Source organism: Nonomuraea purpurea, from assembly GCF_042650645.1.
GTDB classification, from domain to species: domain Bacteria; phylum Actinomycetota; class Actinomycetes; order Streptosporangiales; family Streptosporangiaceae; genus Nonomuraea; species Nonomuraea purpurea.
On record NZ_JBHSBI010000009.1, the window covers coordinates 261,226 to 286,494 of the forward strand.

The following is a 25,269-nucleotide window of genomic DNA, read 5'->3' on the forward strand; positions in this document are numbered from 1 at the left end:
GAACCTCTATCTGAAAGAACTGACGACCAGTGGCCCGACCGACCAGCCGCCACAGCCGACCGGGGCGTACGCTCCTGGTGCTGCTGGCGCTCATCCTCGCCCTGGGCGGGACGATGCTCCTGCAGAAGGCGTTCACGCCCAAGCTGGGACTCGACCTCGCCGGCGGTACGACGGTGACTTTGTCTCCCGTGACTCAGAACAACGCGACTCCGCCGGAGGAGATCCTCGACCGCGCGGTCAACATCATCCGCGAACGAGTCAACGGCACCGGCATCTCCGATGCGGAGGTCGCCAAGTCAGGCGACAACATCATCATCTCCATTCCGGGCGTCGGACAGAGTGAGGCCATCAAGCTGGTCGCCACCACCGCGGAACTGCGCTTCCGCCAGGTGCTGGCCATGGAGGCCACTCAGGCGCCGCCGGACCTCGCCACCAACGCGCCGACGCCGGGTGCCTCGCCGTCGACCTCCGGAAGCCAGTCGGCCGCGCCGAACGCGAGCCAGTCGGCGGCTCCGGAGGAGAACGGCTCCGCCAAGCCGAGCACGTCGGCCGAGGAGCCCAAGGCGAGCGCGTCCCCGACCGGCAAGGCCCTGTCGTCCGCGCTGACCGCGCCGACGCCCGGCGCCTCGGCCTCGGCGGAGGCGCCGACCGCCACCCAGGACGGCGACGGTCAGAAGCAGGAGACCAAGAAGGGCCAGAACGACAAGGCCTCGCCGTCCGCGGCGCCCACCGGCCAGCCCAGTCAGCCGCCCGCGCAGAACCCCAACGAGGGCATCGACACCCAGGGCATCGACCCCACGGTGCTGGCCCAGTTCCAGAAGCTCGACTGCGCCGACCCGAAGAAGCGCGGCCAGGGCGTCCAGGACGACCCGAAGAAGCAGTTCGCGGCCTGTGACACCGACGGCAGCGCCAAGTATGTGCTCGACGTCGCCAAGGTCGTCGGCACCGACATCGGCACGGCTTCGGCGGGCGTCCAGCAGGGCACCACCGAGTGGGTCGTCCAGCTCGACTTCAAGAGCAAGGGCGCGGGCGAGTGGAGCAAGCTCACCACGACCGCCTACAACTCCCAGGCCCCGCGCAACCAGGTCGCGGTCGTCCTCGACGGCGTGGTCATCACCGCCCCCAACATCATCGGCCCGATCCCCGGCGGACGTGCCGAGATCACCGGCGGTTTCGACCAGATCAGCGCCACCAACCTGGCCGACCAGCTCAAGTACGGCGCGCTGCCGCTGAAGTTCGAGCGCAGCTCGATCGACACCGTCTCCTCGACGCTGGGCCAGGACCAGCTCCAGGGCGGTCTGATCGCGGGCCTCATCGGCCTCGTGCTGGTCGTCGTCTACTGCCTGCTCTACTACCGGGGCCTGGGCATCGTGGCGGTGCTGAGCCTCGTGGTGGCCACGATCCTCACCTACACGGCGGTGGTCGTGCTCGGCCACAACGCCGGCTTCCGGCTGTCGCTGCCGCACATCATCGGCCTGGTGGTCTCGATCGGAATCACCGCCGACTCCTTCATCGTGTATTTCGAACGCATACGTGATGAGATGAAGGAGGGTCGGCGGTCGCTCCGCGCGGCCGTCGAGGTGGCCTGGGTTCGTGCCCGGCGCACGATCCTGATCGCCGACGCCGTCATGTTCATCGCCGCGATCGTGCTGTACTTCCTGGCGGTGGGCGGTGTGGCCGGGTTCGCGTTCGCGATGGGCCTGACCACGCTGATCGACGTCGTGGTGGTGTTCCTGTTCACCAAGCCGTTCATCGCCCTGCTCGCGAGGCTGAAGTTCTTCGCCAAGGGGCACCCGCTGTCCGGTCTCGACGCCGAGCGCATGAGCGAGGCGACGGGGCACAACAGCCGTCCGACCACTCCGCAGGAGGCCTGAGATGGGACTGGGGCGTCGCCTCTATCGCGGCGAGATCGATGTCGACTTCGTCGGCAAATGGAGGCTGTGGTACAGCCTGTCCGGCATCCTGCTGCTCATCTCGCTGGCCGGGTTGCTGATCAACGGCCTCAACCTGGGCGTGGAGTTCCGGGGTGGCTCTGTCTTCTCGTTCAAGGCGCCGGCCAGCGTCAGCATCGAGCAGGTGCGCCAGTCCTTCACCGACGAGGGCGTGCACCAGGTGATCGCCCAGACCACCACCGGCGGCTGGCGGGTCACCACCGAGAGCCTCCCTGAAAGCACCATGAACCAGGTGCAGACCGCCATCGCCAAGGACTTCAACGTCCCGACCAGCGAGGTCAGCATCCAGTCCATCGGCGCGTCCTGGGGCGGTGAGGTCTCCCAGAAGGCCTGGATCGGCCTGGGCGTGTTCATGCTGGCGATCATTTTGTATCTGTCGATGGCGTTCGAGCCGAAGATGGCGATAGCGGCCATCGTCGCGCTCATCCACGACCTCGTCATCACGGCCGGCATCTACGCCTGGTCGGGCTTCGAGGTCACGCCCGCGACGCTGCTGGGCTTCCTGACCATCCTCGGTTATTCGCTCTACGACGCGGTCGTGGTGTTCGACATGATCAAGGAGGTCACGGCCAAGCTGGGGCACACCTCCAAGCAGACGTACTCGATGGCGGCCAACAACGCGCTCAACCACACGCTGATCCGGTCGCTGAACACCTCGCTGGTCGCGATCCTGCCGGTGGCGGCGATCCTGTTCATCGGTACCACGCTGCTCGGCGCGGGCACCCTGAAGGACCTGTCGCTGGCGCTGTTCGTCGGCATGATCGTCGGTACGTACTCGTCTCTGTGTGTGGCGACGCCGCTGCTGGTGACGTTGAAGGAGCGGGAGCCGAAGTACCAGGCCATCGCCAAGCGCCTCGCCTCGACGGGGGGCGGCAAGAGTTCCAAAAGCGCAGCGGTAGCCAAGGGCTGACCTGCCGCTTCCGACGCCCTCACCCTTCCAGGGGTGGGGGCGTCGTCGCGTGTGGGGGCGTCAGGGGGCTTTGGGGTGGGGCAAGAGTGCAGAGGGCGGGTGAGGGGTGTTCGGGGCTGGAAAGGGGCTTGGCGGGCCGTATAGGACGTTCCTGGGGCTCCAGGGGGCCGGCCGGAAAGAGCGGGGCGGGACGAAGCGGGGCAGGGATGCACCATCATGGAGCCCGGCACACAGCCGTGGAGAAATGCGAGGAACCCCATGAGTGAGCTGAACGCGATGATCCTTGACCGGATCAGGGACATTCCCGACTACCCCAAGCCGGGCGTCATGTTCAAGGACATCACCCCGCTCCTGGCGGACCCGGTGGCGATGGCGGCCGTGGTGGAGGAGCTGGCCGGGTTGGGCCAGGTGGACAAGATCGTGGGGATCGAGGCGCGCGGCTTCATTCTGGCGGCCCCCGTGGCCTACCGGGCGGGCGCCGGGTTCGTGCCGGTGCGCAAGAAGGGGAAACTGCCCGCCGCGACGCTGGAAGAGTCCTACGATCTGGAGTACGGCTCCGCGACCATCGAGGTCCACCGTGACGCCTTCGCACCCGGCGACCGTGTTCTGATCGTCGACGACGTGCTGGCCACCGGTGGCACCGCCAAGGCGGCCGTGGAGTTGGTGAAGAGGGCAGGAGGCGAGGTCGTCGGCATCGCCGTGCTCATGGAGCTGGGCTTTCTCAAGGGACGTGAGCAGCTGCAGGGGGTGGAGTTGCACTCCCTCGTGATCGTCTGAGCCCGGGTCCCGGCGGTCCAGGTTCGCCGCCTGGATACACTGGTGGATCTGGACCCGAACGTGAGGAGCATTTTCGCGGAGGGAGCCATTGCGTGAGGAGTCTGTGTGCCCCGTGATGTGGTCGTGCCCGACGTAAGCGACTCTGGCAGTGCCGAGGCGCCCGGTGCACCAGCGGTGCGCCGAAGGCGGTTTGGGGGAGGGGCCATGAACCCGGTGCTGGAGCCGTTGTTCCGTACGGTCCGCGCCACCCACCCCAAGGCCGACCTGCGCCTGATCGAGCGCTCCTACGACGTCGCCGCCTACCATCACCGCGACCAGAAGCGGAAGTCCGGCGACCCGTACATCACCCATCCGCTGGCCGTGGCGACGATCCTGGCCGAGCTCGGCACCGACGACGAGACGTTGTGCGCGGCGCTGCTGCACGACACGGTCGAGGACACCGCCTACAGCCTCGACGAGCTGCGCGGCGACTTCGGCGAGACGATCGCCTCCCTGGTCGACGGGGTCACCAAGCTCGACAAGGTGAAGTTCGGCGACGCGGCCCAGGCCGAGACCGTGCGCAAGATGGTCGTCGCCATGTCGCGCGACATCCGCGTACTGATCATCAAGCTGGCCGACCGGCTCCACAACATGCGCACCATGCGCTACCTGCCCGAGCACAAGCGCCACCAGAAGTCGCGCGAGACGCTGGAGATCTTCGCGCCGCTGGCCCACCGCCTGGGCATGAACACGATCAAGTGGGAGCTCGAAGACCTCGCCTTCGCCATGCTCTACCCCAAGCGCTACGACGAGATCGCGCGCATGGTGTCGGAGCGGGCGCCGCGCAGAGACCTGTTCCTGCAGGAGGTCATCGAGAAGGTCTCCGGCGACCTGCGCGAGGCGAAGATCCGCGCCGTGGTCAAGGGCCGACCCAAGCACTACTACTCGGTCTACCAGAAGATGATCGCGCGCGACGTGGCGTTCGACGACATCTACGACCTGGTGGGCATCCGCGTGCTGGTCGACACCGTGCGCGACTGCTACGCGGCGCTCGGCACGATCCACGCCCGGTGGAACCCGGTGCCCGGGCGGTTCAAAGACTACATAGCGATGCCCAAGTTCAACATGTACCAGTCGCTGCACACGACGGTGATCGGTCCAGAGGGCAAGCCGGTGGAGCTGCAGATCCGCACCCACGCGATGCACCACAGGGCCGAGTACGGCGTGGCCGCGCACTGGAAGTACAAGGAGGAGGTCGGTGCCCCCGGCCCCACGGGCAAGGTCAAGCCGGGCAACGACATGGCCTGGCTGCGCCAGCTCCTCGACTGGCAGAAGGAGACCGCCGACCCCGGCGAGTTCCTCGAGTCGCTGCGCTTCGACCTGTCGGTCTCCGAGGTCTACGTGTTCACCCCGAAGGGCCAGGTCATCGCCCTGCCCGAGGGGGCCACGCCGGTCGACTTCGCCTACGCCGTCCACACCGAGGTGGGCCACCGCTGTATCGGCGCGCGGGTCAACGGGCGGCTGGTGCCGCTGGAGTCGCGGCTCGGCAACGGCGACACGGTCGAGATCTTCACCTCCAAGTCGCCCGACGCCGGGCCTTCGCGCGACTGGCTGAAGTTCGTCAAGTCGGGCCGGGCCCGCAACAAGATCAGGCAGTGGTTCTCCAAGGAGCGCCGCGAGACCGCGATCGAGGCGGGCAAGGAGGCCATCGGCCGGGCCATGCGCAAGCAGGGTCTGCCGCTGCAGCGGCTGATGTCGGGAGAGTCGCTGCTGGCGCTGGCCCGCGACCTGCGCTACCCCGACGTGTCGGCGCTGTATGCGGCCGTGGGCGAGGGGCACATCGCGGCCCAGGCCGTCGTGCAGAAGCTCGTGGCCTCGATCGGCGGCGTCGACAGCGCCGAGGAGGACATCGCCGAGACCTCGCTGCCCACCCGGCTGCGCGGCCGTCCCAGGGGCGGTGGCGGCGCCGGCGTGGTGGTGGCGGGCGACGCCGACGTGTGGGTACGCCTGTCGAAGTGCTGCACCCCGGTCCCCGGCGACGAGATCGTCGGATTCGTCACCCGGGGCCACGGCGTGTCCGTGCACCGGGCCGACTGCACCAACGTCCAGCAGCTCAAGACGCAGCCCGACCGGCTGGTCGAGGTGAGCTGGTCGCCAAGCGACGACAGCGTGTTCCTGGTGGCGATCCAGGTCGAGGCGCTCGACCGGCCGCGCCTGCTGTCCGACGTCACCCGCACCCTGTCCGACCAGCACGTCAACATCCTGAGCGCCTCGGTCACCACGTCCCGCGACCGGGTGGCGATCAGCAAGTTCACCTTCGAGATGGGCGATCCCAAGCACCTGGGTCACGTGCTGAAGGCCGTGCGCGGCATCCAGGGCGTCTTCGACGTCTACCGGGTGAGCGGGGCGAGCAACTAGCCGCCCCGCCCCCCGGCGGGGGTCAGCGGGGGCGCAGGTCGGGCAGGTTGACCACGATGGCCTCCTGCGTGCTGCGCGCGATCACGACCACCGCCTCCTGCGACGGATCCGGATTCTCCTCCCGATGGGGGACGTAGGGCGGCACGAAGACGTAGTCGCCCGGCCGGGTCTCCAGCCGCACCTCCTCGCCCCCCTCCAGGAACACGAACGACGGCGTGCCGCTGACCACGTAGATGGCCGTCTCGGAGGCTCCGTGATGGTGGTTGGACGAGCGGGTCGCCGGGGCGACGTGGGTCTGGCCCATCCAGAGCCGCTCGGACCCGGCGGTGGCGCCGCTGATGGCCGCCAGCCGCCGCATGCCGGAGCTCTGCGCCGTCTCGCCCGAGAGCGTCCCTGAGGGCACGTGACGCAGTGGCCCATGGAAAGGGTCGCCCTCGGCCCGGTAACCCTCCCAGAGGCGCCCTCCGGCCCGTTCCAGGACGCCTGAGGCGACGGCCGCCAGGCGTGCCGGATCCTCGTGGGCCTCCAGGAGCTCCTCGGCCAGTTCAGGATCGTGCGCGCGCAGCTCGCGCAGCAGCCACTTGCCGCTGCCCTGCCACCACTGCCCCACGCCGAGCGCCATCCTGGCCGTCGCCTGCACCACCTGCCAGCGGATGAAGGCGCGCTCACCGGGATCGGTGGCGCCCTCCAGGTCGTCCAGCAGGTCGGACAGGCCGTAGCGGGCCCGCTCGGCCTGCGCGGAGGTCAGGTCGGGCGGCCCGGCGGCCAGCCGCTCGCCCAGGGCCGCCTGCAGGTCGCTGGCCCGCCCGCCGGTGCGGTCGACCAGCACCGCGCCGTCCACGCACATGCGGGCCAGGCTGGGCTGCCGCCGGTCGAAGTCCTTGTCCAGGTAGGCGCGCAGGCTCGTCTCACTGTGCACGAACAGCTCCACCGGCCACCCCCGCCACCGCAGCGACTCGCGATAGGGGGTGGTCAGCCCGTCGAGCACCACGACGACGTCGAGGTCGGAGGTTCTGGTGCGGCGCTCGGTGAGCACGCTGCCGCCGACGAAGGCATACAAAGCGCCCGGGAACATCTCCTCGACGAGGGCGCGTGCGACGCTGACGGGATCCATGCCGCCAGCCTAGATCTCAAAGGGCTTCCCGCGCAGGGGATACGCGTCCCGGTGGAGGCGCTTCGGCCTCCACCGGGATCAACTGAACTCGGTCAGCGTGCGCTCGGCCTCCTCCAACCACGAGCGGCGGGCGATGAGCGCCTCCTCGGTCTCCTTGATGTCCTTGGCGCGCCCGGCGGCCTGGGCCTTGGCCAGCCGCTTCTCCAGCTGCTCGATCGAGGTGCGGAGCTGGTCGACCGTGCTCTGCGCGCGTGCCCTGGCCTCGGGGTTGGAGCGCTTCCACTCGGCGTCCTCGGCCTTGCGCACGGCGTCGTCCACCTTGCGCAGCCCGCCTTCGAGCCGGTCGCGCTGCTCGCGCGGCACGGGGCCGGCGGCCTCCCACCGCTCCAGGATGTGGCGCAGCGCCGACCTGGCCGTGCGCACGTCGGTGACAGGAAGGATCTTCTCGGCCTCGGCCAGCAGCTCCTCCTTGACCTCCGCATTGGCCGCCAGCGAGGCGTCACGCTCGGCGAAGACCGCCGAGCGCGCCTGGAAGAACTGGTCCTGGGCGCCCTTGAAGCGGGCCCACAGCTCGTCCTCCGCCTCGCGCGAGGCCCGGCCCGCGCTCTTCCACTGCTGCATCAGCTCGCGGTAGATCGCCGCGGTCGTGCCCCAGTCGGTCGAGCCGGCGATCGCCTCGGCCTCGGCGACGATGCGCTCCTTGGCCGCGCGCACGCCCTCGCGCTGCTCGTCCAGCCCCGCGAAGTACACCTTGCGCCGCTTGGCGAAGGCCGTGCGCGCCGCCGACAACCGCTTCCACAGCGAGGCCTCGGTGACCCTGTCGATGCGGTCGGCGGCCTTCCACTCCTCGACGAGCTGGCGCAGGCGTTCGCCGCCCGACTTCCAGTGGGTGGTCTCGTCGGCGATGCGCTCGGCCTCGGCGACGATGCGCTCCTTGACCGCCCTGGCCTCCGCGCGCGCCACCTCGCGAGCTGCCTTCACCTCCTCGCGGCGCTGGCCGACCAGCTCCGTCAGGCCGTCGAGCCTGGCCGTCAGCGCGGCCAGGTCGCCGATGGCGTGGGCGTCCGCGACGGCCTCACGCAGCTTGGCGATGCTCGTCTCGGCCTGGGCCGGAGCCAGATCGGTGCCCCTGACGCGCTGTTCGAGCAGTTGCACCTGGCCGGCCAGCTCGTCGTACTTGCGATGGAAGTAGGCCAGTGCCTCTTCGGGTTCACCGGCCTGCCAGGAGCCGACGGCTCGCTCTCCCTCAGCCGTACGCACGTAGACGGTGCCGTCGTCGTCTACCCGGCCCCACGGGTCGGTGCTCACCGTGTCCTCCCGCACTATCCATCAGACCCTTCGGGACTACTTCGTCCCTAGTTTGTATTACGTCAGCTCTTGCCGGCGATTGTCACGTCTTTGATTTCGACGGTTTCCTTCGGCGCCCCCGTCCCGTCACCCATGGCGTCGGCGATGATGCCTGCTTTGTTCACCTTGTCCAGGATGTCGAGCCCCTTGGTGATCGTACCCACCGGCGTGTAATCCGGGGTGAGCCCGATGTCTCCGTAAACGAGGAAGAACTGGCTCCCGGTGCTGCCCTTCGCCTGCGTTTTGGCCATCGCCATCACGCCGCGCTTGTACTGGGCGCCCTGGAGGTTCTCCTCGGCCATCACGTAGCCGGGCCCGCCGGACCCGTCACCCTGGCTCTTCCCGTCGGCCTTGGCCGTCGGGTCGCCGCACTGCAGCATCGGGAACTGCTGGCTGCCCAGCCGGTGGCACTTGCTGCCGTCGTAGTACTTCTTGTTCGCCAGGAACTCCAGCGAGTTGGTCGTGCACGGCGCCTTGGCGTTGTCGAGCTCGACCACGATGTCGCCCAGATTCGTGTTGAACGTCATCGTCTTGATCGCCGGAGTCGTCTTGACCTTCGCCGGCGGCATGCCGACATCCTTGACCTGCCCGCCGGACGTGTCGGCGACGTAGTCGCAGGAGCCCGTCGCCGCGTCGTAGGGCTTCGGCCCCGCGGGCGGCTGCTCCGCGGCGGCGGTGTCGGCCGCCGAGGCCGAGGCCGAAGGCGAGGCCGCCGCCTCGGTCTGCGTGTCATTGCCCCCGAGCACCGCCACCGCGGCAACGATGCCGCCGACCACGATGACGACGCCCACGGTGGATCCGATGATCGCCGTGCGCTTGGCCTTGTGCTCTCGCTCGATTCGGCGCTGCATCTGCCGCTCGTAGTGCTCGCGCGCGAGCTGCTTCTGCCGGTCCTTCCCCGTGGCCACCGCTTTGCCTCCCATAGTCAATCAACTGAGGTGGGCGAATCGTATCGGCCAACGGGTAATGATTCGCAGCCCGGCGACCCGCACCGGTACCCTTCGGTTACATTCCCATTGGCTTTTCGACGAGATCACCTGAGGCAGATGCTCATCGCAGGCTTCCCCGCAGGGGCCTTCCAGACCAATTGTTACGTCGTCGCGCCGGCCGCCGGCGAGGAGTGCGTGATCGTCGATCCCGGCCAGGACGCCACGGAAGGCGTCGAGGAGCTGCTGCGCGAGCACCGGCTCAAGCCGGTCGCCGTGCTGCTCACCCACGGCCACCTCGACCACGTCTGGTCGGTGGCCCCGGTCTGCGGCGCCCGTGACGTCCCCGCGTGGATCCATCCCGAAGACCGCCACCTGCTGAGCGACCCGGCCGCGGGCTGGTCAGGCACCAGCGCCTCGCTGTTCGGCGGCATCACGCTGAGCGAGCCCGACGACGTGCGCGAGCTGTCCGACGGAGCCGTGCTCCGGCTCGCCGGCCTGGAGCTCGTGGTCGACCACACGCCCGGCCATACCAGGGGGTCGGTGAGCTTCCGGCTGCCCGGCGACGAGATCATGTTCTCGGGCGACCTGCTGTTCGCCGGCTCCATCGGCCGCTGCGACCTTCCCGGCGGCGACTATCCGACGATCCTGCGCAGCCTGGCTACCAAGTGTCTGCCGCTGCCTGACGATACGGTCGTCCTGCCGGGCCACGGACCACAGACCACGATCGGCCGCGAGCGCGCGAGCAACCCGTACCTGAAAGAGGCTGCGCCGCACGCCGGTCCCACACGAGGGATCTAATGAGCTTCCAAGCACCCAAAGGTGTCAAAGAATACGTTCCACCTCAGGCGTCGACGTTCTACGCGATCCGCGCGGCGTTCGCGGAGACGGCCCGGCGCGCCGGATACGCCCACCTGGAGACGGCGGTCTTCGAGGACACCCAGCTGTTCGCGCGCGGCGTCGGCGAGTCCACCGACGTCGTCAGCAAGGAGATGTACACCTTCACCGATCGCGGCGGCAGGTCGCTGACGCTGCGCCCGGAGTTCACCGCCGGCGTGCTGCGCGCGGTCCTGGAGTACGGCCTGCACCGCGGCCAGCTCCCGGTGAAGGTTTGGACCGATGGGCCGGTGTTCCGCGCCGAGGCGCCCCAGGAGGGCCGCTATCGCCAGTTCTTCCAGCTCGACCTGGAGGCGATCGGCAGCGAGGACCCGGCCGTCGACGCCGAGACCATCGCGCTGGCCTGGCAGTGGTACTCCGCGATCGGTCTGACCCAGGTGCGGCTGCTGCTCAACTCGCTGGGCTGCAAGGAGTGCCGCCCGATCTACCGGGCCCGGCTGCAGGAGTTCCTGCGCGCGCTCGACCTCGACGAGCCCACCAGAGCCCGAATCGAGATCAACCCGTTGCGCGTGCTCGACGACAAGCGTCCCGAGGTGCGCGCGCAACTCGAGGGCGCCCCGCTCATCGGCGACCACCTCTGCCCCGACTGCAAGGCCTACCACGACCGCGTCAAGCAGTTCCTGGCCGATCTGGACATCCCGTGGCAGGACGCGCCCCGGCTGGTACGCGGGCTCGACTACTACACCCGCACCACCTTCGAGTTCGACCACCCGCTGCTGGGCGCGCAGTCCGGCATCGGCGGCGGCGGCCGCTACGACGGGCTGTCGGAGGCCATCGGCGGTCCGCCGCTGCCCGGCATCGGCTTCGGGCTCGGCCTCGACCGCACCGTCATCGCCCTTGATCGCGAAGGCGTCGCTCTCGACACCCCGCCCCGCTGCGAGGTGTACGGTGTGGCGCTGGGCGATGAGGCGGCGCGGGCGATGTTCAGGCTCCTGAGCGAGCTGCGCGCGGCCGGCGTCGCCGCCGACATGGCCTTCGGCGGCAAGGGGCTCAAGGGGGCCATGAAGGGGGCCGACCGTTCCGGCGCCCGCTTCGCGCTGATCCTGGGCGAGCGTGACCTGGCGGCCGAGGCCGTGCAAGTGAAAGACCTGACCACCGCTGAGCAGACCGAGGTGCCCTTGGCCCAGGTCGTCGATGTTTTGAAGGGGAAAGTGCAGTGATCCGCACGCATACCGCCGGGTCGCTCCGCCAGGAGCACGCCGGGCAGCAGGTGACGCTCGCGGGATGGGTGGCCCGCCGCCGCGACCACGGCGGGGTGGTCTTCATCGACCTGCGTGACGCCTCCGGCTCGGCGCAGGTGGTCTTCCGCGAAGAGGACCACGCCCACGACCTGCGCGCCGAATACTGCGTGAAGGTCGTCGGCCAGGTCCGGGTGCGCCCCGAGGGCAACGAGAACCCCGATCTGCCCACAGGCGCGATCGAGGTCGTGGCCGACCGGGTTGAGGTGCTGAGCGAGTCCGCGCCGCTGCCGTTCCCGATCGAGGGCAACGTGGGGGTGTCGGAGGAGGCGCGGCTGAAGTACCGCTACCTCGACATCCGCCGCCAGCAGGTGGCCGCCGCCATGCGCACCCGCTCCAAGGCCACCTACCTGGCCAACGAGGTCATGCACGAGCTCGGCTTCGTCTACGTCGAGACGCCCACGCTGACCCGCTCCACCCCGGAGGGCGCGCGCGACTTCCTGGTGCCCGTGCGCCTGCAGCCGGGCAACTGGTACGCCCTGCCGCAGTCGCCCCAGTTGTTCAAGCAGCTCCTTCAGGTCGCCGGCCTCGAGCGCTACTACCAGCTCGCCAAGTGCTACCGCGACGAGGACCTGCGGGCCGACAGGCAGCCGGAGTTCACCCAGATCGACGTCGAGATGTCCTTCGTGGACCAGGAGGACGTCATCGAGGTGGGCGAGCAGCTGATCGGCAGGCTGTGGAAGGAGATCGTCGGTTACGAGCTGCCGACGCCGCTGCCGCGCATGACCTACGCCGACGCCATGGCCCGTTACGGCTCCGACAAGCCCGACCTGCGCTTCGGCCAGGAACTCGTCGAGATGACCGAATACTTCTCCGACACCTCCTTCCGCGTCTTCCAGGCCGACTACGTCGGCGCGGTGGTCATGCCGGGCGGGGCCGCGCAGACCCGCAAGGAGCTCGACGGCTGGCAGGACTGGGCCCGCTCGCGCGGCGCCAAGGGCCTGGCCTACGTGCTGGTCCAGCCGGACGGCACGCTCGGCGGCCCGGTCGCCAAGAACCTTTCGGAGCAGGAGCTGTCCGGTCTGGCCGCGAAGGTCGGGGCCGAGCCGGGCGATGCGATCTTCTTCGCCGCCGGCGCCAGGAACGCCGCGCGCGACCTGCTGGGCGCGGCCCGGCTGGAGATCGGCCGCCGCTGCGGGCTGATCGACGAGTCGCAGTGGGCGTTCCTGTGGGTCGTGGACGCCCCCATGTTCGAGGAGGACGGCGAGGGCGGCTGGACGGCCGTGCACCACCCGTTCACCGGCCCCAAGCCGGAATGGGCCGACAACTTCCAGGACCACCCCGGCGAGGCGCTCGCCTACGCCTACGACATGGTCTGCAACGGCATGGAGATCGGCGGCGGCTCGATCCGTATCCACCGGGCCGAGATGCAGCAGCGCGTGTTCGACGTGCTCGGCATCTCCAAGGAGGAGGCCGAGAGCAAGTTCGGCTTCCTGCTGGAGGCCTTCAAGTACGGCCCTCCGCCGCACGGCGGCATCGCCTACGGCTGGGACCGGATCTGCATGCTGCTGTCGGGCGGCGAGTCGATCCGTGACGTGATCGCCTTCCCGAAGACGGCCTCCGGCTTCGACCCGCTCACGGGCGCGCCCACGCCGATCACCGTGGACCAGCGCAAGGAGGCGGGCGTGGACGCCCGCCCCAAGACCGAGGCCTGACGACGACGAAAGGGGGGAACGGCGCCCGCCGTTCCCCCCTTTCGCGTTCCCCGGCTACTTGAGCGTGACCTTCTTGATGATGATCGGGTTCTTCGGCGCGGTGGAGCCGCCGTCGCCGGTGATGTCGTCCTTGTTGATGAGGAAGCCGTCCTTGGCGACCTTCTCGATGATCTCCAGGCCGGAGGTGACCATGCCCAGCGTCGAGTAATCCGGCTGGATCTGGGTGTTCTCGTCCGACACCGAAATGGCGAACTGGCTGCTGTTCTGGCCCTCCGCCCCCTCGGGCTGGGTCAGGAACACCACGCCCCTGGTGTAGGGGACCACGCCCACGGCCTCGTCCAGGAACGTGTAGCCCGCGTTGCCCTGGCCGTCGGTCGGGTTCTTGCCGTCGGCCTTGGCCTGCGGGTCGCCGCACTGCAGCAGGAACAGGCCGGCCGTCTCGGGCGTCACCAGCCGGTGGCACTTGGTGTTCTCGTAGAAGCCCTTCTTGGCCAGGAACGCCATCGAGTTGACCGAGCACGGGGTGGAGTTCGGGTCGATCTCGATCACGATGTCACCGTGGTTGGTGGTCACGGTCATCGTCTTGAGCTTGAGGTTGGGCCTCTGGCCCGGCAGCCCCACGAACTTGTGGGGAACGGAATTGTCACGCTTGTAGGCGCAGGAGATGTCCTTCGCCTTCTTCGGAGCCGTGCTCGGCAGGCTCGTCGGCGGTGGGGAGGTCGATGCCGAGGCCGACGGCGTGCTCGCCGCCGAGACCTTCTGGGAGTCGTCCCCGCCGACCAGGGTGGTCGCCGCGAAGACTCCGCCCGCGACCACGACCACGGCCACGCCCGCGCCGATGAAGGTGTTCCGCCTCGCCTTGGCGGTCTGTTCGGCGGCTGCGCGCTTCTCCTGCCGCTCCTTGTGCTCCCGCGCCAGCTCGCTCTGGCGGTCGTCGCCGCTCACCGCTTGTCTCCTTCATCTTTGCCGACACATGACCAACAACTCGCCGAATGCTACCGGTCACTGACATGTGCCGGATGTAAGTGGAGAAAGCGGTCGGCTGTGCTCAGAGTGACGGCGAACCGTACGGTGCTGGAATTCGTAGTTGAAATGAGCACTAAAGGAGTCACCCATGTTCGACCAGATCCTGGGCCTGCCGGCCCATCCCCTGATCATCCACTTCGCCGTGGTGCTGACCCCGCTGCTGGTCGCCGTCGCCGTGGCCTACGCGCTGATACCGCGCTGGCGGACGTTCGCGGCGTGGGCGGTGGTGCTGCTCTCCCTGGCCACGCCCGTGGCGGTCTTCGCGGCCAAGGAGAGTGGCGAGAGCCTCAAGGAGGCCCGCTTCGCCACGGTGGACGGGCCGCTGGCCGGGCGCATCGCCACGCACCAGAGCTTCGCCACCCCGCTGCTGCTGTCGGCGCTCGGGCTGGCCGCGGCGGCGCTGCTGCTCGTGTACGCCACCAGCCCGGCCCGCGACTCGGTCGGCCGCGACAGGTTCGGCCGCCCCGCGACGCTCACGCTGTCGGCGGCGACGCTGGTGCTGGCCGTGGTGGCCGGATATTTCGTCTTCCGCGCCGGAGACTCCGGGGCCAGAGCCGTCTGGGGGTAGGGGCTCGGTCCTGCGCCATCAGGGCCCTTCGGACCCTGGTCAGCGTGTAATCTCGCGTTGTGGATAGCCTGTTCGATTCTGCGGCCGAGGAGGCCACCCCACAGCCCCTCGCGGTACGGATGCGGCCGCGCACGCTCGACGAGGTGATCGGCCAGCGTCACCTGCTCGGCTCAGGCACCCCGCTGCGGCGCCTGGTCGAGAGCGAGGCTCCCATGTCGCTGTTCCTGTGGGGGCCGCCCGGCACCGGCAAGACCACGCTGGCCTACGTCGTCTCCAACGTCACCAAGCGCCGCTTCGTCGAGATCTCCGCCGTCTCCGCCGGGGTCAAGGACGTGCGGGCCGCCATCGACAACGCGCGGCGCGAACTCGGCATGAGCGGCCGGCAGACCGTGCTGTTCGTGGACGAGGTGCACCGCTTCAACAAGGCCCAGCAGGACGCCCTGCTGCCCGCCGTGGAGAACCGCTGGGTCACCTTCATCGGCGCGACCACGGAAAACCCGTTCTTCTCCGTCATCTCGCCGCTGCTGTCACGCTCGTTGCTGCTGACGCTGGAATCCCTGTCCGACGACGACGTGCGGGCCGTGCTGAAGCGGGCCGTGGCCGACCCGCGCGGCCTCGGCGAGGGCGCCACCCTGGCCCCCGAGGCCCTGGAACATCTCGTACGCCTGGCGGGCGGCGACGCGCGCAGGTCGCTGACCTACCTGGAGGCGGCCGCGCTGCTGGCCGACGACATCACCGTCGAGGTCGTGGAGAAGGCCGTCGACAAGGCGGCCGTCCGCTACGACCGGCAGGGCGACCAGCACTACGACGTGATCAGCGCCTTCATCAAGTCGATGCGCGGATCCGACGCCGACGCCGCGCTCCACTACCTCGCCCGCATGATCGAGGCGGGGGAGGACCCGCGCTTCATCGCGCGCCGCATCGTCATCTTCGCCTCCGAGGACGTGGGCATGGCCGACCCCACCTGCCTGCAGACGGCGGTGGCCGCGGCCCAGGCCGTGCAGCTCATCGGGCTGCCCGAGGGACAGATCACCCTCGCCCACGCCGTCATCCACTGCGCCATGGCGCCCAAGTCCAACGCCGTCGTCAAGGCCATCGGGGCGGCCGTCGGCGACGTCCGGCGGGGGCTCATCGGCCAGGTGCCCGGCCACCTGCGCGACGCCCACTATGCCGGGGCGGCCAAACTCGGCCACGGAGACGGCTACAAGTACCCGCACGACTTCGACCACGGGCTGGTGCGCCAGGAGTACGCGCCCGAGCAGGTGCGCGACAAGCGCTACTACGAGCCGACACGCCACGGGGCCGAGGCGCCGGTGGCCGAACGGTGGGCCAAGATTCGCGACTTCCTGCGCGGCTCCTGAGCTCACAGGAAAACCCAGGGCATTCGCGACAATCCCCTCGATGTAACGGCCGCTGCCGCCCGGCAGCGACGTCTTCGACGTGCGGTCCCTCAGGATGGCGACGGTTACCTCCAGTGGCGCAGCGCCTCATCGGACTGTCGCCTGCGCTCGCCGGCCGCTTGCGGTCTCGTCTCGGCCGTCGCTTGCGCTCCTTGGAGCGCTGTTCCGCGTCGCTGGCGCTCGGGGTGATGCCCGTCGCCCGGTGTGCTCGCGTATGCGGCCCTGCTCTCATGGGGCCACCACATGGGCGGCTGCCGCGGCGGCAGAGCGGCTGAACACGCCGTGGACACGGCGCTCAAGGAGCGGCTGGTCGCGCCGGAGGTCAGGGCCGTGCGCGTCCTGGGGCGGGCCCCCGGGCCCAGGCGGGGCGGCCTGACCTCCGGCGGGCGAGATCACAAACGTTGTCACTCGAACGCGGTAAGGTCGTGCCGTTCCGGCCCAGCGTACGAGGGAGATGAGCGCATGCTTACCGCTGGAGAGGTCGCCGGGCTGATCGCGGCGACGGGCTGGGTGGTCCTGGTCTGCGTGCTGGCCATGGTGCTCGTCAAGCTGGCCAAGCTGCTCACGGAGACCACCAAGGCCGTCTCCGACCTCAACGACCGCCTGACGCCCCTGCTCGACGACGTGAGCATCACCGTCAACGAGACCAACAGGCGGTTGGTCGCCGTCGAAGCGATCACCAAGGACGTCAAGGAGGTCAGCGGCCACGCCGCCAAGCTGAGCGCGGTCACGCAGACCATCTTCACCGGACCGCTGATCAAGGTGTCGTCGCTCGGCTACGGCGTGCGGCGCGCCATCGAGGCCCGCAGGCCGCCCAGGCGCGCGTCCGGGCAGGCGAGGCGGGCGCGATGATCCGGAGGTTGTTCTACCTGTCGCTCGGCGCGTTCATCACGTTCTGGGTGATGCGCAGACTGCAGGCCCTTCATCCCAGCCACGTCGTCCACAGGACGGCCGACAACGCCGCGGGCATGCTCCGGCAGGTGAGAGACTTTACTTCTGACGCGCTCGGCGAGGCCGCCGAGCGTGAAACCGAGTTGCGAGCACGCTTCGGGCTCGGCAACGCTGAAGACGACAACTGACTAACGTAAAGGATGGCCAAGATGGAGTCGGCAGAGATCGCCCGCCGCTTCCTGCGCTTCTTCGAGGAGCGTGGGCACAAGGTAGTGCCCTCGGCCAGCCTGATCGCTGAGGACCCCACGCTTCTCCTGGTTCCTGCCGGTATGGCGCCGCTCAAGCCGTACTTCCTGGGGCAGCGCAAGCCTCCGGCGCCCCGGCTGGCCACCGCGCAGAAGTGCGTGCGCACCCCCGACATCGACGAGGTCGGCAAGACCACGCGGCACGCGACGTTCTTCCAGATGCTGGGCAACTTCTCCTTCGGCGACTACTTCAAGCCCGAAGTGATCCCGTTCGCGTGGGAGCTGCTCACCAAGTCCGAGTCCGACGGCGGCTTCGGCTTCCCTGAAGAGCGGCTCTGGGCGACCGTCTACCACGACGACGACGAGGCCTACGACATCTGGCGCAACCGCGTCGGCGTGTCCGAGGCGCGCATCCAGCGCCGCGGCCTCGAGGACAATTACTGGCACATGGGCGTGCCCGGCCCCGGCGGCCCCTGCTCGGAGATCTACTACGACCGCGGCCCCGAGTACGGCAAGGAGGGCGGCCCCGTCGCCGACGAGGACCGCTACCTCGAGGTGTGGAACCTCGTCTTCATGCAATACCAGCTCAGCGCGGTCCGCACCAAGGTCGACTTCGACGTGGCCGGCGAGTTGCCCGCCAAGAACATCGACACCGGCATGGGCCTGGAGCGCATGGCGACGATCCTGCAGGGCGTCGACAACCTCTACGAGATCGACACCACCTACAAGATCCTCGACAAGGCGGCCGAGCTCACCAAGACCCGCTACGGGCGCGACCATCGCGCCGACGTCAGCCTGCGGGTCGTCGCCGACCACGTCCGCACCGGCACGATGCTGGTCGCCGACGGCGTGCTGCCCGGCAACGAGGGCCGCGGCTACGTCCTGCGCCGCATCCTGCGCCGCAGCATCCGCAACCTGCGCCTGCTCGGCTCCGGCGACGAGCGCTACATGCACGCGCTCACCGACGTGGCGATCAATGTCATGGGCGAGCAGTACCCCGAGCTCAAAGCCGACGCGCCGCAGATCCACGGGATCGTCGACGCGGAGGAGGCGTCCTTCCTCGGCACGCTCCGCACCGGCACCGCGATCTTCGACGTGGCCGTGGAGGAGACCAAGCGCAAGTCCGGCACCATGATCGCCGGCGACCAGGCGTTCAAGCTCCACGACACCTACGGCTTCCCGATCGACCTGACGCTGGAGATGGCGGCCGAGCACGGGCTCAAGGTCGACGAGGAGGGCTTCCGCCGCCTGATGAAGGAGCAGCGGGAGACGGCCAAGGCCGACGCCGCGGCGAAGAAGACCGGCAACGCCGACATCTCCGTCTTCGGCGAGCTGCTGGAGTCGGCGGGCAAGGTCGAGTTCCTCGGCTACGACCAGACCGAGGCCGACACCAGCATCGTCGGCATCCTCGTCGACGGCGTGTCCGTTCCCACGGCGGGCGCGGGCACGACCGTGGAGGTCGTGCTGCAGCGCACCCCGTTCTACGCCGAAGGCGGCGGCCAGCTCGCCGACCAGGGCCTGATCCGCACCAGCGGCGCCGAGGTCGAGATCGTCGACGTGCAGTCGCCGTTGGCGGGGCTCGTCGTGCACCGGGGCAAGGTCCGCAGCGGCGAGCTCAAGATCGGCGACGAGGCGCAGGCGGAGATCGACCTCGAGCGCCGCCGCGCGATCTCGCGCAGCCACAGCGCCACCCACCTCGTCCACCGCGGCTTCAAGAACGCGCTCGGCGAGACGGCGGCGCAGGCCGGTTCTGAGAACTCGCCCGGTCGCTTCCGCTTCGACTTCACCGCGGCGGGCGCGGTGCCGCCGAGCGTGCTGCGCGACGTCGAGGACGAGGTCAACGCCGTGCTCATCAACGACCTCAAGGTCAACGCCTTCTACACCTCGCAGGCCGAGGCCAGGGCGATGGGCGCGCTGGCCATGTTCGGCGAGAAGTACGGCGACGAGGTCCGCGTGGTCGAGATCGGCGACTACTCGCGTGAACTGTGCGGCGGCACCCACGTCCACAGCTCCGGCCAGCTCGGCCTGGTCAAGGTGCTGGGCGAGCAGTCGGTCGGCGCGGGCGTGCGCCGGGTCGAGGCGCTGGTCGGCATCGACGCCTTCCGCTTCCTGGCCCGCGAGAGCGTGCTGGTCGCCCAGCTCACCGAGCAGCTCAAGGCGCGGCGCGAGGAGCTGCCCGAGCGCATCGACGGCATCGTCACCCGGCTGCGCACAGCGGAGAAGGAGCTGGACAAACTCCGCTCCGCGCAGGTGCTCCAGGTGGCGGGCGACCTCGCGTCCCAGCCGCGTGACCTGCAGGGTGTCTCCGTCGTGACACACCGCGCGCCTGATGGCACCGGCGCCGACGATCTGCGTAAGCTCGCGCTTGATGTGCGTGGCAGGTTCCCGGCCGACAGGCCGGCGGTCGTCGTGATCGCCGGCGCCCCCTCCGACCGGCCGGTGGTGGTTGCCACGGTCAACGAGGCGGGGCGCGAGCGGGGGCTCAAGGCCGGGCAACTGGTAGGCGTCGCCGCCAAGGCTCTTGGGGGTGGCGGTGGCGGCAAGGACGATGTCGCGCAAGGCGGCGGCACACGGCCGGAGGCGATCGGCGACGCGCTTCGCCTGGTCGAACAGGCCATCGGAGAGCAGCTCGGCTGACATGAGGTTCGGTTCACGGATCGGCGTGGACGTCGGCTCCGTACGCGTCGGCGTGGCCCGCAGCGACCCTTCGGGGATGCTGGCCACGCCGGTGGAGACCGTCCGACGTGGAAAGGGCGACCTCGACCGCATCGCCGCGATCGTCGCGGAGCACGAGGCGATCGAGGTCGTGGTCGGGTTGCCCAGGTCGCTGTCGGGGCGTGAGGGCCAGGCGGCTGAGCTGGCGCGCCAGTTCGCCGTCGCGCTCGCGCGCCGGCTGGCCCCGACGCCCGTGCGGCTGTTCGACGAGCGGCTGACCACCGTGGCCGCGCAGCAGGGGCTGCGGGCCAGCGGCGTGAAGGCCAAGAAGCAGCGCGGGGTCGTCGACCAGGCGGCCGCGGTCGTGCTGCTGCAGGACGCGCTCGACTCCGAGCGCGCCACGGAAAGACCACCAGGCAGGCCCGTCGAACCGCCCACCGCGGCCGACGGACCTGCCTCATGAACGGCACGCCTGAGGACGAGGACGACGTCGGCGACGTGATCCCGTTCCGTTCCGGAGACGGCGCGCCCGAAGATGGCGAGCCGCAGGGCGGCAGACGGCCTCGGCCCGAGCCTGAGCCTGAAGACGGCGAGCCGCAGGGTGGCAGACGGCCCCGGTCTGGGCCCGTGCCTGAAGACGGCGAGCCGCAGGGCGGCAGACGGCCCCGGCCCGCGCCCGTGCCCGAAGATGGCGAGCTACAGGGCGGCAAACGGCCCCGGCCCGCGCCCGCCCCCGGCCCTGCGGCCGCTGAGGCCGAGGTCATTCCGTTGCGCGCGCGGCGCCGAGGGGCCATGCGCAAGGCCGGCCTCGTTTCCGCGGGGCTGGTCGCCGGGGTGCTGGCCCTGGGGGTAGGGGCGGTCGCGGTGCTCAAGCCGTACCTGAGCCCCGACGACTTCGACGGGCCGGGCAGCGGCACGGTGACCGTGCGGATCGCGCCCGGTTCGAGCGCGGAGGCCATCGGCTCCACGCTGGCCGAGGCCGGGGTGGTGGCCAGCGCGCGGTCGTTCGTGAACGCGGCCGAGAAGCGCGCGGTCAGCGACCGGTTGCGGCCAGGCCACTACCGGCTGCGCAAGGGCATGGCGGCGGGGGCGGCGCTCGACCTGCTGCTCGCGCCCGCTTCCAGGGTCGTGCGGCGGGTCACGCTGCCCGAGGGCATGCGGGTGAGTGAGGTGCTGGCCCGCGTCGCCAAGCAGACCGGACTGTCGCTCAAGGAGTTGCAGGGCGTCGACCAGGCTCTCATTGGGCTGCCCAAATACGCGCAGGGGCTCGAAGGGTTCCTGTTCCCGGCCACGTACGAGATTGAGCCCGGCGACACGGCCGTGGACGTGCTGGCGGCGATGGCCGAACGTTTCGCCGCCGCGGCCAGGGAGGTCGGGCTGGAGGAGCAGGCCGCCCGGATGCACCTGACGCCGCTCCAGGCCGTCACGGTGGCCAGCATGATCCAGGCGGAGGGTGGCACCGACGAGGACTACCCGAAGATCTCCAGGGTGATCTACAACCGCCTGGCGAAGGGCACCAAGTTGGAGATCGACAGCACCGTCCTCTACGCCCAGAACCGCCGCACACTCAAGATTACGGAGCGTGACACCAAGGTCAACTCTCTCTACAACACCTACGTGCATAAGGGGCTCCCGCCCGGACCCATAGCCAACCCCGGAGAGAAGGCGCTGATAGCCGCCTTGAACCCCGCCGAGGGCGATTGGCACTGGTTTGTGACGACGGATCCGGCGCATAGAATCACCAAATTCACCAACAAAGAGAGCGAGTTCGTGAGATACCGGGAAGAGTTGAATAAGAACCTCGGGGCGAGCTGATGTTCGACGGGACCTTCACTGATCCCGCACAAATGCCTCAAAACGGGGCATCTGTCCTCTTCTCATCCCGTAGCATGGCTACTCAGTGTGATCTCCGCTGGCCATCGTGGCACGATGGCCGGTGGTTCCCCCAGTTCCGCTCGGTTACCCGTGCCGGTTGGGCAGTTCTGCTTGACGTCCGGCCGGCCGCACCGGGAGATTGGCCAGCGCACCTATGAACGATCTCGATCTGAACACCTTGCTCGGCGCCGAGGACGACGAAGGTCGTACCCGGCGCCGCACCCGTGGCTCGGGCAAACGCGGCGGGCGCCGGCGGCGCAGGCGCCGCAACCGAGGCGGGTTCCTCGCGCCGTTGCTCGCCTTCGTGGTGCTGGCGGGCATCATCGGCGGTGGCGGCTACTACGGCTACCTGTGGGTCAGCGACGCGCTCGTACCCGACGACTTCACCGGTCAGGGCACCGGCGAGGTCGTCCTCGAGATCCAGCAGGGCCAGAGCGCTTCTGAAGTGGCGACGGAGCTGGAGCGGCTGGGAGTCGTGGCCAGCGCCAAAGCGTTCGTCAACGCGATCGGCAACGCCAACAAGAGCGCCTCGCTGCAGCCCGGCGAGTACAAGCTGCGTAAGAAGATGTCGGCCGCCAGCGCGGTGGCGATGCTCTCCCCGCAGAACCAACTGCTCGTCCAGGCGAGGATCCCGGAAGGCTGGCGACTGTCCGACACCCTCGCCAAGCTCGCCGAGCAGACCGGCAAGCCGGTCAAGGAGTTCCAGGCCGCGGCCAAGGACACCGACGCGCTCGACCTGCCCTCCTACGCCGGAGGCAAGTTGGAGGGGTACGCCTTCCCCGCCACCTACCGGTTCCAGCCGAAGACCACGCCGAAGCAGATGCTGGCGGCGATGGTCGAGCGCTTCAAACAGACGGCGGAGCAGTACGACATCGAGGACGGCGCCAAGGCGCTCGGGCGCTCGCCGCGCGACATCATCATCATCGCCAGCATCATCCAGGCCGAGGCCGGTCGGTACGAGGACATGGGGAAGATCTCCAGGGTCATCTACAACCGGCTCAACCACGAGCCGGAGATGGAGCTGAAGATGGACAGCACGATCATGTACGCGCTGAAGAAGAACGGCCACGCCGCCACCGACGCGGAGACGAAGATCAATCATCCGTACAACACCTACCGGCACCTCGGCCTGCCGCCTGGGCCGATCGCCAACCCGGGTGACCACGCCATCGAGGCGGCGCTGAATCCGGAGAAGGGGTCCTGGCTCTTCTTCGTCGCCACCGACCCGAAGAGGAGCAACGTCACCGAGTTCGCCACCACAGACGCGGAATTTGCGGCGCTGCTGGCCAAATACAAGGCCAACGGCAACTGACGACCGGCCGCGCCCGGGCGGCGTGAAGGCCGGGCCGGGCATCCGGGCGGGGTGGCTGCCGACGGCCGTCTGGACGCGGTGGCGGCTTTGATGGCTCCCCGGGCACCGTGGTGGCCACTGGGTTCCTGGGCGGCCGTTGACGGTTGGCCGGGACGTCGCGAGTGGGGCTGACGGTTGCCGGGTGCAGCGGCGGCTGAGGGCTGGGCCCCGGCCGCCGCGAGCCGCGACGGCTTCGCCGACCCGGCGCTCGGAGCCCGCCTACCCACCCCGGTGCCGTTTGGACGGTCTCGCTGGTTCGTCACCGTGCCGAGCGGTGGCCGCGCCGGGGGTCGTGCCGCGCCGTGGTGCCGCCCTCCCCTCGCCGACCGCCCCAGGAGCTCACCCTTGGGGGGAACCATTGCGTGGGGAGCTGCCCGGTGGGAGGCCCGTTCGAGGGCCGGGTCCGTCGTTGGGCGGGCGGGAGCGGTATCCGGGTGTTGGGCCGAGGGGCGTTTGCGGGGGTGGGGTTGGCGTAAGGTCGTGCTGTTCGGAAGGAGTGGGGGATGCGCGCTGCGGTGATGGGATCGCCCATCGGTCATTCGCTCTCGCCGTACCTGCACAGGGCCGCCTACGAGGCCATGGGCCTCGACGACTGGCGTTACGAGGCGTTCGAGTGCGATGAGGCGCGGCTGCCGGGGTTGATGCGGGAGCTGGTGCCGGTGCGCGGGCAGGAGCCCGGCGACGGGGACGCCTGGGCGGGCCTGTCGCTGACGATGCCGCTCAAGCGGGCCGTGCTGCCCCTGCTCGACACCGTGTCCGAGCTGGCCGTCGAGGTCGGCGGGGCCAACACCTTGGTGTTCCGCGACGGGCGGGGTCACGGCGACAACACCGACGTCTACGGCATCGAGCAGGCGCTGGCGGAGGCGGGGGTGCCGGCGCCACGGTCGGCGACCGTGCTCGGCGGAGGGGCGGACACCGCCTCCGCGCTGGCGGCGCTGCGCAACCTCGGGCTGTTCTCGGCGACCCTGCTGGTACGCGATCCGTCCAGGGCCGGAGAGACGGCAGAGGTGGCCGAGCGGCTGGGCGTGGCGCTGGCGGTGGAGACCTTCGACAAACTCGACGCCTTCACCGGGGTGGATCTGGTGGTGTCCACGCTGCCGGGCGGGGCGGCCGACGCCTACGCCGACCGGCTGGCGGGGGTGCCCGCGCTGTTCGACGTGGTGTACTCGCCCTGGCCGACGCACGCGGCGACGGCCGTTCTGGAGGCGGGCGGCACGGTGGTCGGGGGGTTCGCGATGCTGCTGCACCAGGCGGTGCGACAGGTGGAGCTGATGACCGGCCGCACCGATGTGCCGGTGGAGGCCATGCGCGCGGCCGGTGAGGCCGAGATTTTCAGGCGGTCGGCCAGTCGAACGGATTGATCGTCTTCACGTCAAGCCCAGTGAAGTCCTTCACGTTGCGTGTGACAAGGACCCAGTCGTGCGTACGGGCGGTGGCGGCGATGAGCCCGTCGACGATGGGCAGCGGCCGGATGGCGTGGAGCCGACCCCATTCCTGCGCCACGGCGACGGTTACCGGCAGGACCCGGGTCCTGAACTCGTGCTGCAGCCGGCCGAGCCATGACTCGTAGGTGTCCGCCCGCATCGGGTCGCGGCGGCGCAGAATCTCCACGCCTTTGCGGATTTCGCCGAACACCATGACGCTCAGGTAGATGTCGGGGCCGGTGATGGTGTCGAGCCAGGCCTGCACATTGTTGTCTCTGGTGCGCTTGGTCATCTCCGAAACGACATTGGTGTCCAGGATGTAGCTCACTCGATGCCCTCGAAGTCGATCTCCCTCATCGCGGTGCTCTTGTCGCGGGTGAGGTCGAGCTCGCTCAGGTCGGGTCCTGACAGCAGGAACTCCTTGAAGTCTGGTTGCTTCCCCTTCAGTTGGCGGTACTCCTCCATATCGAGGATGACCGCCACATCCTTTCCATGCCTGGTGACGATCTGCGGGCCCTCGTCCTGGGCCTTCCTGACGACTTCGCTGAAGCGCTGCTTGGCCTCCTGGAGCTGCCACTTTGTCGCTTCTGCGGTTCTTGTGGTCATGCGGCCCCTTTCTGT

General features: G+C 69.4%; 22 protein-coding genes. 16 read left to right on the forward strand and 6 right to left on the reverse strand.

Annotation, left to right across the window (positions count from 1 at the left end; all coding sequences use genetic code 11):
• Positions 1 to 29 precede the first annotated feature (29 nt).
• The 4 genes from secD (at position 30) to ACFOY2_RS20015 (ending at position 6,036) form a co-directional block, all read left to right on the forward strand.
• On the forward strand, positions 30 to 1,874 hold the full coding sequence (secD, locus tag ACFOY2_RS20000) for a protein translocase subunit SecD (protein WP_379529559.1): 1,845 nt from the start codon (positions 30 to 32) through the stop codon (positions 1,872 to 1,874).
• Position 1,875: 1 nt separating this feature from the next.
• Positions 1,876 to 2,862, forward strand: a complete 987-nt coding sequence (gene secF / locus ACFOY2_RS20005; protein ID WP_379529560.1) for a protein translocase subunit SecF — start codon at positions 1,876 to 1,878, stop codon at positions 2,860 to 2,862.
• Between the two features lie 258 nt (positions 2,863 to 3,120).
• Positions 3,121 to 3,639 (forward strand): adenine phosphoribosyltransferase, encoded by a 519-nt coding sequence (locus tag ACFOY2_RS20010; protein WP_357816257.1) that lies wholly within the window; start codon positions 3,121 to 3,123, stop codon positions 3,637 to 3,639.
• Positions 3,640 to 3,843: 204 nt separating this feature from the next.
• Entirely contained in the window at positions 3,844 to 6,036 is a 2,193-nt protein-coding gene (locus tag ACFOY2_RS20015) for a RelA/SpoT family protein (protein ID WP_379529561.1), read from the forward strand.
• Between the two features lie 22 nt (positions 6,037 to 6,058).
• On the opposite strand, the gene ACFOY2_RS20020 is transcribed toward ACFOY2_RS20015, so the two are convergent.
• The 3 genes from ACFOY2_RS20020 to ACFOY2_RS20030 form a co-directional block, all read right to left on the reverse strand.
• Positions 6,059 to 7,150, reverse strand: coding sequence for a cupin domain-containing protein (locus tag ACFOY2_RS20020; RefSeq protein WP_379529562.1), 1,092 nt, complete (start codon positions 7,148 to 7,150; stop codon positions 6,059 to 6,061).
• Positions 7,151 to 7,228: 78 nt separating this feature from the next.
• Entirely contained in the window at positions 7,229 to 8,458 is a 1,230-nt protein-coding gene (locus ACFOY2_RS20025; RefSeq protein ID WP_379529563.1) for a DUF349 domain-containing protein, read from the reverse strand.
• 62 nt (positions 8,459 to 8,520) lie between these two features.
• The gene (locus ACFOY2_RS20030; protein WP_379529564.1) at positions 8,521 to 9,405 is read right to left on the reverse strand and encodes a peptidylprolyl isomerase; all 885 of its coding nucleotides are present in this window, start codon (positions 9,403 to 9,405) and stop codon (positions 8,521 to 8,523) included.
• Positions 9,406 to 9,543: 138 nt separating this feature from the next.
• Between ACFOY2_RS20030 and ACFOY2_RS20035 the strand changes: the two genes are divergently transcribed.
• Genes ACFOY2_RS20035 through aspS form a run of 3 tightly spaced genes read left to right on the forward strand, consistent with a single transcriptional unit; the run spans position 9,544 to position 13,213 of the window.
• On the forward strand, positions 9,544 to 10,224 hold the full coding sequence (locus ACFOY2_RS20035) for an MBL fold metallo-hydrolase (RefSeq protein WP_379529565.1): 681 nt from the start codon (positions 9,544 to 9,546) through the stop codon (positions 10,222 to 10,224).
• On the forward strand, positions 10,224 to 11,480 hold the full coding sequence (gene hisS / locus ACFOY2_RS20040; RefSeq protein ID WP_379529566.1) for a histidine--tRNA ligase: 1,257 nt from the start codon (positions 10,224 to 10,226) through the stop codon (positions 11,478 to 11,480). Before ACFOY2_RS20035 ends, hisS begins: the two co-directional genes overlap by 1 nt.
• Entirely contained in the window at positions 11,477 to 13,213 is a 1,737-nt protein-coding gene (gene aspS, locus ACFOY2_RS20045) for an aspartate--tRNA ligase (protein WP_379529567.1), read from the forward strand. Before hisS ends, aspS begins: the two co-directional genes overlap by 4 nt.
• A gap of 54 nt (positions 13,214 to 13,267) precedes the next feature.
• Here the strand turns inward: aspS and ACFOY2_RS20050 are convergent, their stop codons facing one another.
• Positions 13,268 to 14,158 (reverse strand): peptidylprolyl isomerase, encoded by an 891-nt coding sequence (locus ACFOY2_RS20050; protein ID WP_379529568.1) that lies wholly within the window; start codon positions 14,156 to 14,158, stop codon positions 13,268 to 13,270.
• 169 nt (positions 14,159 to 14,327) lie between these two features.
• On the opposite strand from ACFOY2_RS20050, the gene ACFOY2_RS20055 reads away from it, so the two are divergent.
• The 9 genes from ACFOY2_RS20055 (at position 14,328) to ACFOY2_RS20095 (ending at position 24,585) form a co-directional block, all read left to right on the forward strand.
• A complete protein-coding gene (locus tag ACFOY2_RS20055) occupies positions 14,328 to 14,807 on the forward strand; it encodes a DUF2231 domain-containing protein (RefSeq protein WP_379529569.1) in 480 nt (159 codons plus the stop codon).
• Between the two features lie 119 nt (positions 14,808 to 14,926).
• Positions 14,927 to 16,168 (forward strand): replication-associated recombination protein A, encoded by a 1,242-nt coding sequence (locus tag ACFOY2_RS20060; RefSeq protein WP_449290138.1) that lies wholly within the window; start codon positions 14,927 to 14,929, stop codon positions 16,166 to 16,168.
• 501 nt (positions 16,169 to 16,669) lie between these two features.
• Positions 16,670 to 17,059, forward strand: a complete 390-nt coding sequence (locus tag ACFOY2_RS20065) for a DUF948 domain-containing protein (protein ID WP_379529571.1) — start codon at positions 16,670 to 16,672, stop codon at positions 17,057 to 17,059.
• An 8-nt stretch (positions 17,060 to 17,067) separates the two neighbouring features.
• On the forward strand, positions 17,068 to 17,286 hold the full coding sequence (locus ACFOY2_RS20070; RefSeq protein WP_379529572.1) for a hypothetical protein: 219 nt from the start codon (positions 17,068 to 17,070) through the stop codon (positions 17,284 to 17,286).
• A gap of 21 nt (positions 17,287 to 17,307) precedes the next feature.
• On the forward strand, positions 17,308 to 19,980 hold the full coding sequence (gene alaS / locus ACFOY2_RS20075; RefSeq protein WP_379529573.1) for an alanine--tRNA ligase: 2,673 nt from the start codon (positions 17,308 to 17,310) through the stop codon (positions 19,978 to 19,980).
• A 1-nt stretch (position 19,981) separates the two neighbouring features.
• The gene (gene ruvX, locus ACFOY2_RS20080) at positions 19,982 to 20,461 is read left to right on the forward strand and encodes a Holliday junction resolvase RuvX (RefSeq protein WP_357816294.1); all 480 of its coding nucleotides are present in this window, start codon (positions 19,982 to 19,984) and stop codon (positions 20,459 to 20,461) included.
• Positions 20,458 to 21,813 carry an endolytic transglycosylase MltG gene (gene mltG / locus ACFOY2_RS20085; RefSeq protein ID WP_379529574.1) on the forward strand — a complete coding sequence of 452 codons (1,356 nt, stop codon included), beginning with the start codon at positions 20,458 to 20,460 and terminating at the stop codon, positions 21,811 to 21,813. Before ruvX ends, mltG (ACFOY2_RS20085) begins: the two co-directional genes overlap by 4 nt.
• A gap of 214 nt (positions 21,814 to 22,027) precedes the next feature.
• Positions 22,028 to 23,185 carry an endolytic transglycosylase MltG gene (gene mltG / locus ACFOY2_RS20090; RefSeq protein ID WP_379529575.1) on the forward strand — a complete coding sequence of 386 codons (1,158 nt, stop codon included), beginning with the start codon at positions 22,028 to 22,030 and terminating at the stop codon, positions 23,183 to 23,185.
• 542 nt (positions 23,186 to 23,727) lie between these two features.
• Positions 23,728 to 24,585 carry a shikimate dehydrogenase gene (locus ACFOY2_RS20095; RefSeq protein WP_379529576.1) on the forward strand — a complete coding sequence of 286 codons (858 nt, stop codon included), beginning with the start codon at positions 23,728 to 23,730 and terminating at the stop codon, positions 24,583 to 24,585.
• On the opposite strand, the gene ACFOY2_RS20100 is transcribed toward ACFOY2_RS20095, so the two are convergent.
• Positions 24,557 to 24,976: a type II toxin-antitoxin system VapC family toxin gene (locus ACFOY2_RS20100; protein ID WP_379529577.1), complete on the reverse strand. Its 420-nt coding sequence runs from the start codon at positions 24,974 to 24,976 to the stop codon at positions 24,557 to 24,559. The genes ACFOY2_RS20095 and ACFOY2_RS20100 overlap by 29 nt on opposite strands.
• Entirely contained in the window at positions 24,973 to 25,254 is a 282-nt protein-coding gene (locus ACFOY2_RS20105) for a type II toxin-antitoxin system Phd/YefM family antitoxin (RefSeq protein WP_379529578.1), read from the reverse strand. The genes ACFOY2_RS20100 and ACFOY2_RS20105 overlap by 4 nt, the downstream gene beginning before the upstream one ends.
• Positions 25,255 to 25,269 lie beyond the last annotated feature (15 nt).

What these genes read in the sequence shown, in the direction of transcription:
- ACFOY2_RS20055 (WP_379529569.1), top strand. Translation starts at nt 14,328, where the DNA reads ATGTTCGACCAGATCCTGGGCCTGCCGGCCCATCCCCTGATCATCCAC.
- ACFOY2_RS20015 (WP_379529561.1), top strand. Translation starts at nt 3,844, where the DNA reads ATGAACCCGGTGCTGGAGCCGTTGTTCCGTACGGTCCGCGCCACCCAC.
- ACFOY2_RS20065 (WP_379529571.1), top strand. Translation starts at nt 16,670, where the DNA reads ATGCTTACCGCTGGAGAGGTCGCCGGGCTGATCGCGGCGACGGGCTGG.
- ACFOY2_RS20095 (WP_379529576.1), top strand. Translation starts at nt 23,728, where the DNA reads ATGCGCGCTGCGGTGATGGGATCGCCCATCGGTCATTCGCTCTCGCCG.
- ACFOY2_RS20010 (WP_357816257.1), top strand. Translation starts at nt 3,121, where the DNA reads ATGAGTGAGCTGAACGCGATGATCCTTGACCGGATCAGGGACATTCCC.
- hisS (WP_379529566.1), top strand. Translation starts at nt 10,224, where the DNA reads ATGAGCTTCCAAGCACCCAAAGGTGTCAAAGAATACGTTCCACCTCAG.
- ACFOY2_RS20060 (WP_449290138.1), top strand. Translation starts at nt 14,927, where the DNA reads ATGCGGCCGCGCACGCTCGACGAGGTGATCGGCCAGCGTCACCTGCTC.
- ACFOY2_RS20035 (WP_379529565.1), top strand. Translation starts at nt 9,544, where the DNA reads ATGCTCATCGCAGGCTTCCCCGCAGGGGCCTTCCAGACCAATTGTTAC.
- mltG (WP_379529575.1), top strand. Translation starts at nt 22,028, where the DNA reads ATGAACGATCTCGATCTGAACACCTTGCTCGGCGCCGAGGACGACGAA.
- ruvX (WP_357816294.1), top strand. Translation starts at nt 19,982, where the DNA reads ATGAGGTTCGGTTCACGGATCGGCGTGGACGTCGGCTCCGTACGCGTC.
- mltG (WP_379529574.1), top strand. Translation starts at nt 20,458, where the DNA reads ATGAACGGCACGCCTGAGGACGAGGACGACGTCGGCGACGTGATCCCG.
- secF (WP_379529560.1), top strand. Translation starts at nt 1,876, where the DNA reads ATGGGACTGGGGCGTCGCCTCTATCGCGGCGAGATCGATGTCGACTTC.
- ACFOY2_RS20105 (WP_379529578.1), bottom strand. Translation starts at nt 25,254, where the DNA reads ATGACCACAAGAACCGCAGAAGCGACAAAGTGGCAGCTCCAGGAGGCC.
- alaS (WP_379529573.1), top strand. Translation starts at nt 17,308, where the DNA reads ATGGAGTCGGCAGAGATCGCCCGCCGCTTCCTGCGCTTCTTCGAGGAG.
- ACFOY2_RS20020 (WP_379529562.1), bottom strand. Translation starts at nt 7,150, where the DNA reads ATGGATCCCGTCAGCGTCGCACGCGCCCTCGTCGAGGAGATGTTCCCG.